General features: G+C 38.6%; 17 protein-coding genes. 7 read left to right on the top strand and 10 right to left on the bottom strand.

Features of this window, described 5'->3' with window-relative positions:
- Positions 1-146: 146 nt before the first annotated feature.
- The 4 genes from R3E32_27905 to R3E32_27890 form a co-directional block, all read right to left on the bottom strand.
- Positions 147-1061: a DUF3078 domain-containing protein gene (locus R3E32_27905; protein ID MEZ4888581.1), complete on the bottom strand. Its 915-nt coding sequence runs from the start codon at positions 1059-1061 to the stop codon at positions 147-149.
- Between the two features lie 3 nt (positions 1062-1064).
- Complete coding sequence (locus R3E32_27900; protein MEZ4888580.1) at positions 1065-2021, bottom strand: HTTM domain-containing protein; 957 nt, start codon at positions 2019-2021, stop codon at positions 1065-1067.
- 25 nt (positions 2022-2046) lie between these two features.
- Entirely contained in the window at positions 2047-2604 is a 558-nt protein-coding gene (locus tag R3E32_27895) for a hypothetical protein (protein MEZ4888579.1), read from the bottom strand.
- A gap of 196 nt (positions 2605-2800) precedes the next feature.
- Complete coding sequence (locus R3E32_27890) at positions 2801-3202, bottom strand: hypothetical protein (protein MEZ4888578.1); 402 nt, start codon at positions 3200-3202, stop codon at positions 2801-2803.
- 127 nt (positions 3203-3329) lie between these two features.
- On the opposite strand from R3E32_27890, the gene R3E32_27885 reads away from it, so the two are divergent.
- Together R3E32_27885 and R3E32_27880 are read left to right on the top strand one after the other, a co-directional pair.
- Positions 3330-3896, top strand: a complete 567-nt coding sequence (locus R3E32_27885) for a sigma-70 family RNA polymerase sigma factor (protein ID MEZ4888577.1) — start codon at positions 3330-3332, stop codon at positions 3894-3896.
- A gap of 115 nt (positions 3897-4011) precedes the next feature.
- Entirely contained in the window at positions 4012-4956 is a 945-nt protein-coding gene (locus tag R3E32_27880; protein ID MEZ4888576.1) for a hypothetical protein, read from the top strand.
- A 73-nt stretch (positions 4957-5029) separates the two neighbouring features.
- On the opposite strand, the gene trmB is transcribed toward R3E32_27880, so the two are convergent.
- On the bottom strand, positions 5030-5743 hold the full coding sequence (gene trmB, locus R3E32_27875; GenBank protein ID MEZ4888575.1) for a tRNA (guanosine(46)-N7)-methyltransferase TrmB: 714 nt from the start codon (positions 5741-5743) through the stop codon (positions 5030-5032).
- Between the two features lie 99 nt (positions 5744-5842).
- Positions 5843-6514: a phosphatidylserine decarboxylase family protein gene (locus R3E32_27870; protein ID MEZ4888574.1), complete on the bottom strand. Its 672-nt coding sequence runs from the start codon at positions 6512-6514 to the stop codon at positions 5843-5845.
- A gap of 165 nt (positions 6515-6679) precedes the next feature.
- Between R3E32_27870 and rplS the strand changes: the two genes are divergently transcribed.
- Both rplS and R3E32_27860 read left to right on the top strand, forming a co-directional pair.
- A complete protein-coding gene (gene rplS, locus R3E32_27865; protein ID MEZ4888573.1) occupies positions 6680-7042 on the top strand; it encodes a 50S ribosomal protein L19 in 363 nt (120 codons plus the stop codon).
- A gap of 135 nt (positions 7043-7177) precedes the next feature.
- Positions 7178-7549, top strand: coding sequence for an MmcQ/YjbR family DNA-binding protein (locus R3E32_27860; GenBank protein ID MEZ4888572.1), 372 nt, complete (start codon positions 7178-7180; stop codon positions 7547-7549).
- A 162-nt stretch (positions 7550-7711) separates the two neighbouring features.
- Here the strand turns inward: R3E32_27860 and R3E32_27855 are convergent, their stop codons facing one another.
- Positions 7712-8515, bottom strand: a complete 804-nt coding sequence (locus R3E32_27855; GenBank protein ID MEZ4888571.1) for an endonuclease — start codon at positions 8513-8515, stop codon at positions 7712-7714.
- A gap of 129 nt (positions 8516-8644) precedes the next feature.
- On the opposite strand from R3E32_27855, the gene lepA reads away from it, so the two are divergent.
- The gene (lepA, locus tag R3E32_27850) at positions 8645-10435 is read left to right on the top strand and encodes a translation elongation factor 4 (GenBank protein MEZ4888570.1); all 1791 of its coding nucleotides are present in this window, start codon (positions 8645-8647) and stop codon (positions 10433-10435) included.
- Positions 10436-10534: 99 nt separating this feature from the next.
- On the top strand, positions 10535-11419 hold the full coding sequence (locus R3E32_27845) for a tetrahydrofolate dehydrogenase/cyclohydrolase catalytic domain-containing protein (protein ID MEZ4888569.1): 885 nt from the start codon (positions 10535-10537) through the stop codon (positions 11417-11419).
- Positions 11420-11565: 146 nt separating this feature from the next.
- On the opposite strand, the gene R3E32_27840 is transcribed toward R3E32_27845, so the two are convergent.
- Complete coding sequence (locus R3E32_27840) at positions 11566-12315, bottom strand: ParA family protein (GenBank protein MEZ4888568.1); 750 nt, start codon at positions 12313-12315, stop codon at positions 11566-11568.
- Between the two features lie 60 nt (positions 12316-12375).
- Between R3E32_27840 and R3E32_27835 the strand changes: the two genes are divergently transcribed.
- Positions 12376-13710: a DUF58 domain-containing protein gene (locus R3E32_27835; protein ID MEZ4888567.1), complete on the top strand. Its 1335-nt coding sequence runs from the start codon at positions 12376-12378 to the stop codon at positions 13708-13710.
- Positions 13711-13871: 161 nt separating this feature from the next.
- On the opposite strand, the gene R3E32_27830 is transcribed toward R3E32_27835, so the two are convergent.
- A complete protein-coding gene (locus R3E32_27830; GenBank protein MEZ4888566.1) occupies positions 13872-14189 on the bottom strand; it encodes a HEPN domain-containing protein in 318 nt (105 codons plus the stop codon).
- On the bottom strand, positions 14186-14515 hold the full coding sequence (locus tag R3E32_27825; GenBank protein MEZ4888565.1) for a nucleotidyltransferase domain-containing protein: 330 nt from the start codon (positions 14513-14515) through the stop codon (positions 14186-14188). The genes R3E32_27830 and R3E32_27825 overlap by 4 nt, the downstream gene beginning before the upstream one ends.
- Positions 14516-14629: the final 114 nt, after the last annotated feature.

Raw genomic sequence — 14629 nt, 5'->3', positions numbered from 1 at the left:
TTCCCATTGAGGCTTTTCGGTTTCCGCCTATCTAAAGAGTTGTAAAAAAGAATATAAAACATTGATAAATAGGGAGGTGAATCGAAAATGTGTATTTTTAATTGGTTCACCTTTTTGTTAAATGTTGCTGAAAGACAGTGCTTCAATTAGAAGAAAACACCTAGCAGCATCTCGTTCTTCAATTGGAGTTTGTGTGTAATTGCAGGTGCAAAAACCAAATCGGTATTGAGTCCGAGTTTCATGAACTTGTTGATTTTGAAGTTGAAGCGGTTTATTATATTCAGGTTCACCTGTAAATCGGTGTAGTTCATAAAGACATTGGAGCGATTTTCCCAAAAGAGGTTTTTTCCAATTTCTTGATTGAAGTCAAATTCAAAGTTGAAGCCTGATTGCCATTTGGTATTCTTCAATTCTGATACACCAAACAAGGTTTCGGAGTCGCTAATGAGTTGTTGTTTGCCTTTCTCTCGAATGTAGGTAAACTGTCCACTTGCCAAGCCAAAATTCAAACGCAACCAATCAGTAGGTTTGTAAGCCCATCCCAATGAGAGCGTTATATAAGCAGGAGTGAGAAAAGAGGATCGAAATTCTTTTTGGAAATTACCTGTGCTATCCTCTACCATATCGAAGGTTGGTGCATATTGACTTTGAAAGAAAGTGCTGATGCTGACAGCCCCATTTTCACTGTGATGAAAGTCATATTTAGAGTCCAAATAGAAGTCATCGGCATGTTTGATAAAGTATTTTTCTTGGAATTTTTGGTAGCCATATTCTGTGAAAAATTCATGGCTCATTTCAAATCGCTTGGCTTTGTACTCCAATATAGCTTTGTAGTTGGCAACGAGTGTGAGGTTGCCGTTTCCACCTTCTTGCCAATCTACGAAAGTAAAAAAATGTCCTGCTAAGAAAATTTCGTGGTGAAAATTGAAGGGAGAGGAATTTTCTTCTTCATTTTCAACACTTTCTTCAATTATGTCTTCTTCGGTTTCTTGTGCAAAGCAAAAGGGGCTTGATAGCAAAAAGGAAAATACAAGAATTGTGTGAATGATATAAGTTTTCATTGATTAGGAATTTTTAAAATTGAGTGAATAAATGTGGGTTGAGTAGCGTTCTTTAGATTTCCAGAACTGTGGCATATCTTGAAGAAGATAAGACCCAAAAGCAGACACGTTTATGATTATCATGATGGATGCAAAAAACCACAGGTTTAAGGTGAAACCTATACCAATGTGCATCAAGACAATACTTATCAACCAGAAGGAACGTGTCTTGGAATAATAAATAAAAAAGGGGTAAGTGGTTTCCAATACCAATACGGAACAACTTAAAATGGCTGCTAACCATGGCATTTGTGCCAACCAACTTACTTCAAATCCATTTTGCATGAATATCCGCCACATCGCTTCTCCATCCCACCATTGCGTTCCCAACATTTTGCAGAAACCTCCAAAGAAATAGACCAAACACAGATGCAGTTGCAGCACTCTAACAGAAAAGGCATTTAAAGCATGGTTGATTTTTGTTCTTTTGAACAACAAGGAATCAATTGAAAACCCTTTTCCTACGGGCATGAATACACAGTAAAACAAACAGGTTGATGTAAAAAAATCAACACCATAGGCAAACAACTGACCAGAACCTACAAATAAGAGGTGAATGAAACATGCTCCCATAGCAGATATTCGGGTACAAAAGCCAACCAATAAACCGAATAAGGCAATAAGGTATAGGCTGAATAGTAGGTAAATGCATGCTTGTTCAGAAAATCCGAAACCCATCATCCAATCACTCACCCAATTGATTCGAGGCATTTGAGCACTTAACACTGCCTCTACCAATTCTGCTCGCACATAGCCATTCCTACCATACAAATCCAACAGGTCTTCAGCTATCACTCCAATATGCACTATACAAAAAATGGCAACTACTATTCTGAAGATATACAAGCTATTAGAAGGGGCAGCGTTAAAAAAGAAGGTGTCTATACCCTTATTTATCTTTTGATAAAAGGCAGTTTTCATAGGAGTATTTAATTTAATGTGGATATTAATTCAATTCAAATTCATATAACCCAGTAGATTCCAAACTTGGTCTTTCTCCCTTTCGGTAAGCCTCCATAGAAGGAATCACATAGGCACTCATCATTACCTTAACTTGTTTGCTTTCAGGATTTAATTCCAACATTCGCAGTCCCCAGCACCTCGCTTGTAAATCTTGCAAGACTTCATTCTGTTTGAACAAAGAAACATTTGAACTGAACCGAGTCATCCCTTCTTGACTACTAATGGCAGGCAACTGAACGGAGGAAACTTCATCCTTATCCGTCAATTCAAAATGCACATAATGTTTAGTTGGCACATTTGGAGAAAAAAAACCATACCCAGTATTGGTTCCTGCATAAATAGAATATACTGAACTGGCTTCCAATGCAATATTCGATTTTTCAGGAGAAATGGTTTTCAAAAAATCTAAGATAATTTCAGAATATCGGGGCAATTCCAAATCTTTAGTAAAGGAATTCGCTACTCCAATATTGTTCAATACGATAATGAATAAATGAATGGAGAGAAGACTAATTAAAGCAATTTTATGATTGGTTTTCATGATGATGGGGATTTATAAGGGCGATTTCATTCACTGATTCTGATACTTATTCAGCAATTGAAGTCGCCCTCATTGTTAAACAATATTCAATTTCTCCAATACGCATCTTCAAATTCAACCTTTTTCAATTTCCCGCCACCTTCATATTTTCCCATAATTGCTTCAATCTTACTGTTAAGTGTAGCTTCATTAGGCATCAAAGCGGCGTTATCACACTTCCAGATACAATCACTGAAAACCCTGCGCTTCTTTCCAAGCCATTAGAGCTTCCTTTTTTGGTCATTCGGATGCTACCTAAATCCAAACTTCCATAAGTTTGTTGTTTGTTACGAGAATTGATGGTAAAGCGGTAATTCTTCTCATCTGCCTGTTCCAAAAGCTTCAGCAAAGATTCTTGATCTGATTCACTCATTTTTAGGCCATTGACCAACCATGAGTTTTTTTGTTTCGCAATACTAGGAGTGTCTTCCTGAAGGCTAACGTCGCTGATTGTACCAACTTTAGAGGGATTTCCTCTGGAAAAGCGTTGAGCGTAAGTGTTGGAACTTAGGAGAAATAAACTAAAAATAAGGATGTTTAATAATTTTGAGGTTTTCATTTGAATTTTTTTTAAGTGATTAAAAATAATGTCACATTTTCGTTGTAACACCCTTATATGCCTCGCACTTCAATTTTATGACACCCTCATTCCAAAAAAAAAACTATTTTTAAGAAAAATATCAATTATGCAATCAAAATCTCATTCCGACCATCAATTTATTCAAGCATTATTGGAGAACAATCGAGAGGGAATAAAAGCTGTCTATCAGTATTTTATGAAAGAGTGTATAGGGTTTGTACAAAAAAACAATGGCACAGTAGAAGATGCGTTAGATATTTTTCAAGAAAGTTTGAAAGCAATCACTTTGTATATTCGCAAAAGACCAGAATTTATTTTGACCGTACCCTTTGGCGGCTTTTTGTATCCCTTCTACCGCAGTTTGTGGTTCAAAGAATTGAAGCGAAGGCAACAAGAAAGTGTCATAAAAAGCGAATTGAAGGCATATAAGGATAACAACCAAGATTCTTTTAATCCCACCATTGAAGAAGAAATCAATCAAGACCAAAAAAGACTCAATAAACTACTCCAACAACTAAAAGGACTGAGTGAAATATGCCAAAAAATTCTGCAACTAACGTATTGGAAAAACCAAAAGCCACGAGAGATTGCTCCCATATTGGGCATTAGTGCCAATTATGTGGCAGCACATAAAGTTCGGTGTTTGAAGAACTTGAAGAAACAAATGTTGTAGTGATTGGTGAATAACTTTCTTAATCATTTACGTTAAACGTATCATATATATTAAAAAATCATTACTACTAACCATTAACTACCAATCAACGAATAATATAAAAGAAATATAGGCAATGATGGATACTTTACAGTTAATAGCAGCTTATTGGAGAGGAGACCTGAAAGGTGAAGTCTTACAACAATTTGAAGAACGGCTTCAATCGGATGCGACTTTTGCAGAAGAAGTGGCAGATTACCAACGGGTGGAAACCATTGGTAAATATTTGAATCACGAGTTGAAAGGGGCAGAATTGGAGGCTTTTGAAGCGCAGTTGGTTGTGGATAAAGACTTGGCAGCCGAATTAATGGAATACGCAGATGAATCCATCTACGAAGATTTGACAACTTACCTTCAATTGTTGGGAGAACAAGTGGAACTCGAAAAAACCTTTAAGGAATTGAGTGAAGCGTACAAAAAAGATTTGGAAGGTGAGTCATTGAAGGTGAGTCATAAAGCAACTTCTACCAGCACTCCAAAATCAACTAATACTACTCTTCCAAAATCTATCTCTGAGACTTCCAGACGTTTGTGGATAGTTGCGGCGATTGCGGCTGTTTTGGCAATAGCCTTTTTTATCTCTCCTTTTTTCAAGCAACCTTCTCTTGAAGTCCTTTATGCCAGCAACATTGAAGTGGATAAAAAAGCCTCTTTCAGTACCAAAGGAAACGCAGAAGATGTATTGTCGAAAGGAGCGCAAGCCTTCAATCAAGGAAAATACACCGTTGCCATTGAAGCTTTTGAAAGTTATTTGAGCACACATCAAGACGACAATGAGGTGAAAAGATATACAGGCATTGCCTATTTAGAATTGAAGCAACCTGACAAGGAAATAGAACGAGATTCATTTGACAAAGCGATACGCCTGTTTGAGGCATTGGGGGAGGCTGACAAAAACTGGTATTTGGCTTTGGCTTATTTGAAGCAAGGGAATACTGAAAAAACAAAAGAATATTTGCTGCAAATAGCGACTCACAATATTCACTACTCAAAGGCGAAAAAAATATTGTCACAATTATAGCTGCTCGGTGTTGAGTTCTTTGGCAAAATATGAGGTTGAAGGCTTTTGAAGTTTATTCTAATTTTTCTTCCATTTACACCCGAAACCGAACATACTTAATCGTTTCTCCCATCTCGGAATGAATTTTTTCATAGCGGGTTTTCACGCTTGTTGCGAGTTGATAATTGCGGTCATTGGCAGCCAAATTCTGAGCCAAATTGTCAGCATACACATCTCGATGATGTGCCACAACCTTGCAATTGTCTTGCTCTAAAGATTCCAAAGAATATTCGTAGAGCAAGGTGCTATCGGTTTTGAGATGAACAAAGCCTTCTTTTTGAAGAATTTGCCGATAAAGGTGAAGATATCGAGGTGCCGTCAGACGTTTGTGTGCTCTTCGCTGCTCTTTGCGAGGATCGGGAAAGGTGAGCCAAATTTCACTCACTTCTTCGGCATCAAAATAATCGGTCAGTTGTTCGATTTGTGTCCGTATAAAAGCTGCATTTTTCAGGCCTTCATCCAATACATATTTTGCGCCTCTCCATATTCGATTGCCTTTTACATCAATCCCAATGACATTCAAATCAGGATAGCGGGCTGCAATCGCCATAGTATATTCACCATAACCGCAGGCCAATTCCAGAATTAAAGGGTTATCGTTCTGAAAAAAATCACTGTGCCATTTGCCTTTCATCAACACATCCTCGCCTTTGTGGTTTTGAAGCGTAGGAATTCGCCAATTGACGTTTTGAAATACATGTGGCATTTCCGAAATTTCGGAGAATTTTTCGAGTTTTCCTTTTGACATAAAATATAGAATTCTTCAAGCTCAAGTTTTTAATTCAACGCCAAACTTTGGCTGACTTTGTATTTTAGCTTATCGTTTGTATTTGAGTTTTCACAGTTTTTACTTCAATTCTGCAATCACCGTTTCCCCTCCCTTTACTTTTTGGTTCAAGCTCACTTTAATCTCTGCATCCAAAGGCAAAAATATATCTACTCGTGAACCAAACTTAATGAACCCCAATTCTTCACCTTGCTCAATATCAGTACCTTCTGTTAGATAGTTGGAAATTTTTCGAGCCAATTTACCTGCAATTTGACGCACCAATACTTCGATTTCAGAATCAGCCGATTCGATAACACTGGTAAAACGCTCGTTGAGTTCAGAAGATTTAGGATGCCAAGCTACTAAATACGCACCAGGATGGTATTTGGTATATTTCACTGTGCCACTGATGGGACTGCGATTGACATGCACATTAGCAGGTGACATAAAGATGGATACTTGAATACGACGGTCTTTGAAGTATTCTTTCTCTTCTACTTCTTCAATGACCACAATTTTGCCTTCAGCAGGCGCAATCACCAAAGCATTGTCGAAATACTCCATGACTAACTGCGGAATACGAAAAAAAGACAACATACCTAAATAGAGTACAATAGAGAAAATCAAAACACTCGTTGTAATCCAATCAGGAATTGAAAAGGCATATTGAAGTAGAATGTTGAGAAGTAACAATCCAATTGCCCAACCGATTAAAATATATCGTCCTTCTCGATGAAGTTTGTATTTCATAGTGCTTGTTTAATTAAGTAAAGGGCAAATATAGATAAGAAAAAAGGATAGCACTAATGAAACCGTTAAAATAGTGCATCGAATTTGTAAAGTATTCGACCTACTAATCATTTTTTTTGTACTTTTGCAGGCGCATTTGAAAACAACGGCTAAAACGATAAAAAAATGGATATTTTAAGAACCATAGAGGACGAATTGATTGACAAGTCCACCATTCCCGAATTTAGTGCAGGAGACAATGTAACAGTTTACTATCGCATTAGAGAAGGTGAGAAAGTAAGAGTTCAGCCTTTTAGAGGCAATGTCATACAAATAAGAGGAGGCAAAAGCAACCCCAAACGTACATTCACTGTCAGAAAAATATCTAGCGGCATAGGTGTAGAGCGTATTTTCCCTATTTATTCGCCTAACATCGAAAAAATTGAAGTGAACAAGTTTGGTAAAGTTCGCCGAGCACGATTGTTTTACTTACGTGAATTGACAGGTAAGAAAGCACGTATTCAAGAAAAAAGATACGTTAAAAAATAATCGAACAACACCGAAAATCCATTGTGGAAAAGGTTTGTTATTATTTTTTTACACAAAAGCCCTCAGTGACTAAAAAACTGAGGGCTTTTGCTGTTTAAAAAATTTTGAATGATATCTAACTCAAAATCAATTCCAATGAATGTCGAACAAGCAAGGAATTACTGCCTATCAAAAAAAGGAACAACTGAGGCAATGCCTTTTGGAGAAGGAGTACTGGTATTTAAAGTCATGAACAAAATGTACGCACTCCTGGCTTTGGATGCTGTACCTGCTACCATGAATCTGAAGTGCGTCCCTGATTGGGCATTGGAGTTGAGGGATGAGTATGAGGGTATTAAGGCAGGCTACCACATGAACAAAACCCATTGGAACACCGTCACTATTGAAGAATCAGATGTGTCGGATGAAATGATTTTGAAGTTGATTGACCACTCCTATGATTCGATTGTGGCGAAATTAAAGAAGGTGGATAAGGAAGCGTTGAAGAAGTTGAAGGAGGAAAACTAAAGATGAATATTTTTGGTTCTGTGACAATTTTTGTGGAAGCAATAAAGACTTCGGAAGTTTCATTTTATAAGAGGTTAATTTTTAGCGAAATAGTTTTTTGATTTTGTAAGCGGCAAACTTCCGAAGTCTCAAATCACAGATTTTGTCAAAGAACAATATTTTTTAATCAAAAAACACCCTCCTCACCAACGTTGTATCCTCAATAAATGGATTCACCTTACCATCTTGATACTTAGAAATGAATCGATTGCGATGCGCTTCAAAATCATCCACAGGGTCTGCAATGTGCCACTGCAATAAAGTACTTTTTTGTCCTTCAAAAAATGCCTCATTGAAGCCACTTTGGTCGTGATACATGGTGTAGAAATAAAACATCGCCCTCGCAATGTCACCTTTCACGTCTTCTTTGGGTTCAAAATACCCCGAATCACTGTCCAATTCGCTGTATGCGTCAATATTTTTGGTTGGAATATCATTTTGTATTTGATCCACTAAATACCATCTATCTGTTTCTTCGTCAGGAATTTCGCCAAAAGGATGGTTGCTGCGTGCCGCATTTACACCTTCTCTCGTTGGAAAAAGGTGGTGCATATCGCTCTTTGCTTGTCCTTTTGCACCCATGCTTTGCGGCCATGTGTGTTCACAATTAATACCCTGTTCATAGGCGTTGGTACTTGGATCTTGTCTCGGATCCAACCAAATGCCATAGCCTGTGTAAATACAAACCAGCCTATCTTGTTGGTAACGTGCCGTTTCTTTGAACAACACATCCCTACATTCACCATAAGACAATACTTGATGAGGCTTATAGTTTTCCTGTAACTTTTGCAGTAGTAGTATTCCTTTTTCGTTTGGAAAAATACCTTCTTGTTTGTTCTTTGTAGAATGAACATTTGCCTCAGTTGAAGGGTTGTTGCAGTAATTGAAGAAGAAAAGACTGGCAATGAGTAAGAATTTTACGAACATACTATTTTGATTTAAAACCCCAAATTTCAACTAATTTGCATCAAATACCAACAAAACCTGTTTTCTACAAAACTAAATAAACTCCTAAAACCTACAAAAACACGAAAATTACGTAATTTTGCAGAACGTATGAAACATATTAGAAATTTTAGCATTATAGCACATATTGACCATGGCAAAAGTACTTTGGCAGATCGGTTGATAGAAATTACCTCCGCTGTGGCGCAGCGTGACATGAAAGCCCAACTCCTTGACAATATGGATTTGGAGCGAGAACGGGGTATCACGATTAAAAGTCATGCTGTTCAGATGGATTATATTCATAATGGACAACCCTATGTATTCAATTTGATTGACACACCGGGTCACGTCGACTTTTCTTATGAAGTGTCGAGAGCAATTGCAGCATGTGAAGGAGCATTGTTGTTGGTAGATGCCGCACAAGGGATTCAGGCACAAACTATTTCCAATCTTTATTTGGCCATTGAGCAAGACTTAGAAATCATTCCGATTCTCAATAAAATCGATATGCCCGGGGCAATGATTGAGGAAGTGTCCGACCAAATTATTGATTTGATTGGTTGTAATTTGGAGGATATCATTCCTGTAAGTGCCAAAACAGGCGAAAATGTCCATGCCATTTTTGATGCCATTATCAATAGGATTCCACCTCCAAAGGGAGATGTTGATGCACCATTGCAGGCATTGATTTTTGATTCAATGTTCAATTCCTATCGGGGAGTGATTGCCTATTTCCGTATCTTGAACGGAAAGCTAAAGAAAGGCGATTCCGTCAAATTTGTGAATACAGGTAAGGCTTATGAAGCAAATGAAATAGGAATTTTACGCTTGGATTTGGAACCTAAAAAGGAATTGTTGGCAGGTGATGTTGGCTATATAGTTACAGGAATCAAGGAATCAAGAGAAATCAAGGTCGGAGATACGATTACCCACGAAAATGACCCTGCCCCTTCTATTCAAGGATTTGAGGATGTAAAACCAATGGTATTTGCAGGTATTTATCCGATGGATACCGAAGACTATGAAGATTTGAGGGATTCTCTCGAGAAGTTGCAACTCAATGATGCTTCTTTGGTCTATGAGCCTGAAACTTCCTTGGCTTTGGGATTCGGCTTTAGATGTGGTTTTTTGGGTATGTTGCACCTCGAAATCGTGCAAGAACGCTTGGAGCGAGAGTTTGATATGACAGTGATTACCACTGTTCCAAACGTGAGCTATTTTTATTTAGACAGGAAGGGTGAGCGATTTCCTATCAACAATCCAACCGACATGCCTGACCCTACTCTGGTCGATCATATCGAAGAACCTTTTATTTCTGCTCAGGTCATCACCAAACCCGAATACATTGGGCGTATTATGACGCTTTGTATCGAAAAACGGGGGGAATTGAAGAATCAAATTTACTTGTCCGAAACTCGGGTAGAATTGAGTTTTGACCTCCCTCTTGCCGAAATCGTTTTTGATTTTTATGACCGATTGAAGTCCATTTCTCGCGGCTATGCGTCATTTGATTATCAAATGGATGACTACCGCCCAGCTGATTTGGTGAAAATGGATATTCTGTTGAATGGGGAGAAAGTAGATGCTTTTTCAGCTTTGATTCACCGTTCTAAAGCCTACGAATTGGGACGTAAACTGTGTGTCAAATTGAAGGAATTACTTACCCGACACCAATTTATGATTGCGATTCAAGCTGCAATTGGTGCAAAGGTGATTGCTCGTGAAACCATCAGTGCTTTGCGTAAGGATGTGACTGCAAAGTGTTATGGTGGGGATATTACTCGTAAGCGAAAACTGCTGGAGAAACAAAAGAAGGGTAAGAAAAAAATGCGCCAAATTGGGAACATTGAAGTTCCTCAAAAGGCATTTATGGCGGTATTGAAGTTGAATGATGATTAGGGAGGTTTGATATTTGATATTTAAAAATTCAAAACACCAATACAAACAACCTTAACACATTAACACCGCAAAACCTTAACATATTAACACTAAAAAGATATGCAAATTCTTAGTGGAAAAGATCTTTCCAAAATCATACAGGCACAAGTAAAAGAAGAAGTAGCAGAATGGGTGGCAAGCGGTGGCAAACAGCCGCATTTGGCAGTCATTTTGGTGGGTAGTGATGGAGCGAGTGAAACGTATGTGGGGCATAAAGTACGTATGTGTGAGCAATTGGGGATTAAATCTTCATTGGTCAAACATGTTGACACAATTTCGGAGGAAGCACTATTGAGTGAAGTCGAAAGACTCAACAATGATGCAGATATTGACGGCTTTATTGTTCAATTGCCGCTTCCCAAACACATTGACGTGGACAAGGTGATTGAAGCGATTGACCACCGCAAAGATGTGGACGGTTTTCATTCTATCAACGTAGGTCGGATGGCGCAAAATGTGCCTTGTTTTTTACCCGCTACGCCTTATGGCATCATGCAGATTTTGGAGCATTATCAAATTGAAACACAAGGCAAAGAGTGTGTAGTTTTGGGCCGCAGCAATATTGTGGGCCGACCTGTGAGCATTTTGATGTCAAACAATGGTTATCCCGGCAATGCAACGGTGACGGTTTGTCACAGCCGAACGAAAGATTTGAAGAAACACACCTTGAACGCCGATATTTTGATTGTGGCTTTGGGGATTCCCGAATATGTGACTGCCGATATGGTGAAAGAAGGGGTGGTCATTATTGACGTGGGTACAACTCGTGTGGCAGATGCTTCTAAAAAAAGTGGCTATAGATTGGCGGGTGATGTGAAATACAGCGAGGTCGCTCCAAAATGTAGTGCGATTACTCCTGTTCCTGGAGGTGTTGGGCCAATGACCGTTATTTCGTTGATTAAAAACACAATGAGGGCGGTGAAAGGAGAGGTATATCCGAAATAAAACCGTCGTCTGTCAAAATTTATGGTGTGAGACTTCGGAAGTTTGCCTTTTAAAAAATCAAAAGTTATTTCCCTCAAGGCTATCCTCTTCTAAAGTAAAACTTCCGAAGTCTTTGTGTACAAAGGGGAAGTTTATTCAAAGTAAACCTACTGATTTCGCTTCAAAATCTCCTTCGATAGATTCATATAATCTTTTGCGCCATTGCTTTTGTTGTTGTAGTTGAAGATGTCTTTGCCCAAAGAGGGAGCTTCTGCCAATGCCACATTATCCCGAATTTTGGTTTTGAATACTTTGTCTTTGAAGTAGTTAGAAACCATTTCGGCTACTTCTCGGTTCAGTATTTTTCGGCTATCGTATTGGGTAAGAAATACCCCTCCAAGCTGCAAATTTCGATTGAGTCTTTTCTGGATTTTGCGAATAACCGATGTCAATTTGGTCAATCCCTGCAATGCTAAATATTCCGCTTGAAGGGGAATATACACCGCATCAGCTGCCGTCAAAGCATTGACAGTCAGCAACCCCAAAGAAGGAGGTGTATCTATCAATACAAAATCGTATTGATCTCTGATAGCTTCTATCAGCTCCTTCAAAATAAACTCCCTCCCCGGTTCTGAAACCAATTCTGTTTCGGCTCCCGAAAGGTCTAAAGTGGAAGGCACAACATCCAAATTTTCGGTGATGGAAGTCCATCGAAGTTCATAGCGACCAATGAGTGATTCGTAGATATTGAAGTTGACTTTGGTGATACCAAAACTTTGCGTTAAATTCGCTTGTGGGTCTAAATCAATCAACAAGACTTTTTGCCCCATTTCGGATAGTGCAACCCCAACATTGACCGTCGAAGTAGTTTTACCTACACCGCCTTTGTGGTTGCTAAAAGTGATAACTTGACCCATTCTTGTAAATAAATTTAGTTGGTCGCTAAAATAACGCCTTTTGTGCTAAAAACCAAAACCATGCTTTCATTTTTTAAAAGCTTGTTTATTCACCAACGTTTTTTTGTACTACTCGGTTTAGTGGTGCTGCTATTTATGCTCGCCTACTCCTATCCTGCGCTCTTGGGTATAGCCAAACTCGCAGTATTTGCTTTGGTTTTGGGATTGCTGATAGACATGACATTGTTGTACCGAATCAAAAAGGGACTTTTTGGCTATCGAGAAACGCCCGAATTGTTCTCCAATGGCGACCAAAATGATGTCCACATTTACCTCGAAAACTACTATCCCTTCAACATACAAACCCAAATCATTGACGAACTGCCTTTTCAGTTTCAAAGACGGGATGTTTCATTCATCGAAAATCTGAAAACAGCGGCTTCAAAAAGCATTGTCTATCAACTCCGACCGACCGAAAGAGGTGAGTATCATTTTGGTGCGCTCAATGTGTTGGTGGCTTCTCCCCTATCGCTTGTCAACCGACGCTATGTTTTTTCGGCGGATAAAATGGTGCCTGTTTATCCTTCATTTCTGCAAATGCGAAAATTTGAGTTGATTGCCTTTTCTAACCAAAAACTGGAATACGGCATCAAAAAAATACGCCGTATTGGTCACAGCATGGAGTTTGAGCAAATCAAAGAATATGTGATGGGCGACGATTACCGCATCATCAATTGGAAGGCAACTGCTCGGCGCAATCAGTTGATGGTGAATCAATTTCAAGACGAAAAATCGCAGCAAATTTTCTCGATTATTGACAGTGGACGTGTCATGAAAATGCCCTTTGAAGGGATGTCACTTTTGGATTATGCTGTCAATGCGAGTTTGGTGATTTCCAACATTGCCATCAAAAAGGGCGACAAAGCGGGCTTGGTGACTTTTGCCGAAAAAATGGGCATTCTCCTCCCCGCCAAAAATCAAATGCGGCAAATGCGGACGATTCAAGAGGGTTTGTTCAACCTACAAACCCGCTTTTTGGAGTCGGACTACGAAAAACTCTACGCCAATATCCGCCACAAAATCAACCGCCGAAGTCTCCTACTTTTGTTTACCAATTTTGAGAGCCTTTCTGCCCTTCAAAGGCAACTTCCTTCTATCCGCAAAATTGCCAAAAGGCATTTGGTGGTGGTGATTTTCTTCGAAAACACCGAACTTAAGGAACTTCTTGAAGCTCCTGCCGATGGTGTTCTACCGATTTACCAAAAAACCATTGCCGAAAAGTTTGCTTTTGAGAAACGACAGATTGTGAAGGAATTGCAGCTACACGGCATTCAAGCAATTTTGACAAGTCCGCAAAATTTGACGGTGAATACGATTAATAAGTATTTGGAATTGAAGTCGAGGGGATTGATTTGAGGCTCGGAGGCACAGAGGTTTTTCTTTTGCGGTTTTGGAGTTTGAACGCAGAGATGAAGAGGCGGAGAGTTTTGTTTGACTTATTTTTTACAAGAAACCTCTATCCTCCAGAAATTTCTTAAGAAACTCAATGTATAATTTAGCATCCTCTAAAATTTGTTCTACCTCAATATCTGAAATATTTGCTTCAATCTCATAATCACACAATTGTCTTTTTCCAATGCTTTGCCCAACATTTTGCCATATTCGAGGGGTATTTCATTTGTCTTGATAAAGTGCAAACTAAATTGAGCAATTTGCCCACTATGAGAATGAGCGACTACTCCTTTGGTGAGCAAAGTAGCCTCCGTTGCATAATACATCGAATAGTATGTCCGTGAAACAGCCGATTCCTTACTACCTCTTTCTTCATAAAGAAAAGTTGCATCTTCAAGGTTTTCTTGAGCTTTAGAAATCAAAATAACGTAAGTATTTGTCATAACAATATGCCCTGTTTTCTGATTTGTATATACAATGGATTCAATTGATGTTCATATTTATCTTTGTTGGTAGGTACTACTTGAATGACTTTTCCTTTGTCCAATAGCAGTTGAAAAGTAATGTCACTAATTTTGTCAATTTCGGTAAAAGGAGCAATTTCGTCATCGTTTAATACCATCAATATGTCAATATCAGAGTCTTCTCGTGCCTCGTTTCGGGCATAAGAGCCAAAAAGAATCAGTGAAGCCAAACGTTCTCCATACAATGTTTGTAATGATTGCTTTAGGTCTGTAAGAATCGGTTGTATATTTTGGAAAGTATTCATTGTTATTTATTAAATTGCTATTACTTTCATCAAACAGTCAAGATCATTCATTGGTTCAATAAGTTAGCTCATTCCTATAAAAGAACCATGGTTCATCGAAGATTTTAGTGGAAT

It is taken from the genome of Chitinophagales bacterium, assembly GCA_041392475.1.
Taxonomy (GTDB): Bacteria; Bacteroidota; Bacteroidia; order Chitinophagales; family UBA2359; genus JAUHXA01.
This window is presented reverse-complemented; position numbering and strand designations above follow the sequence as displayed.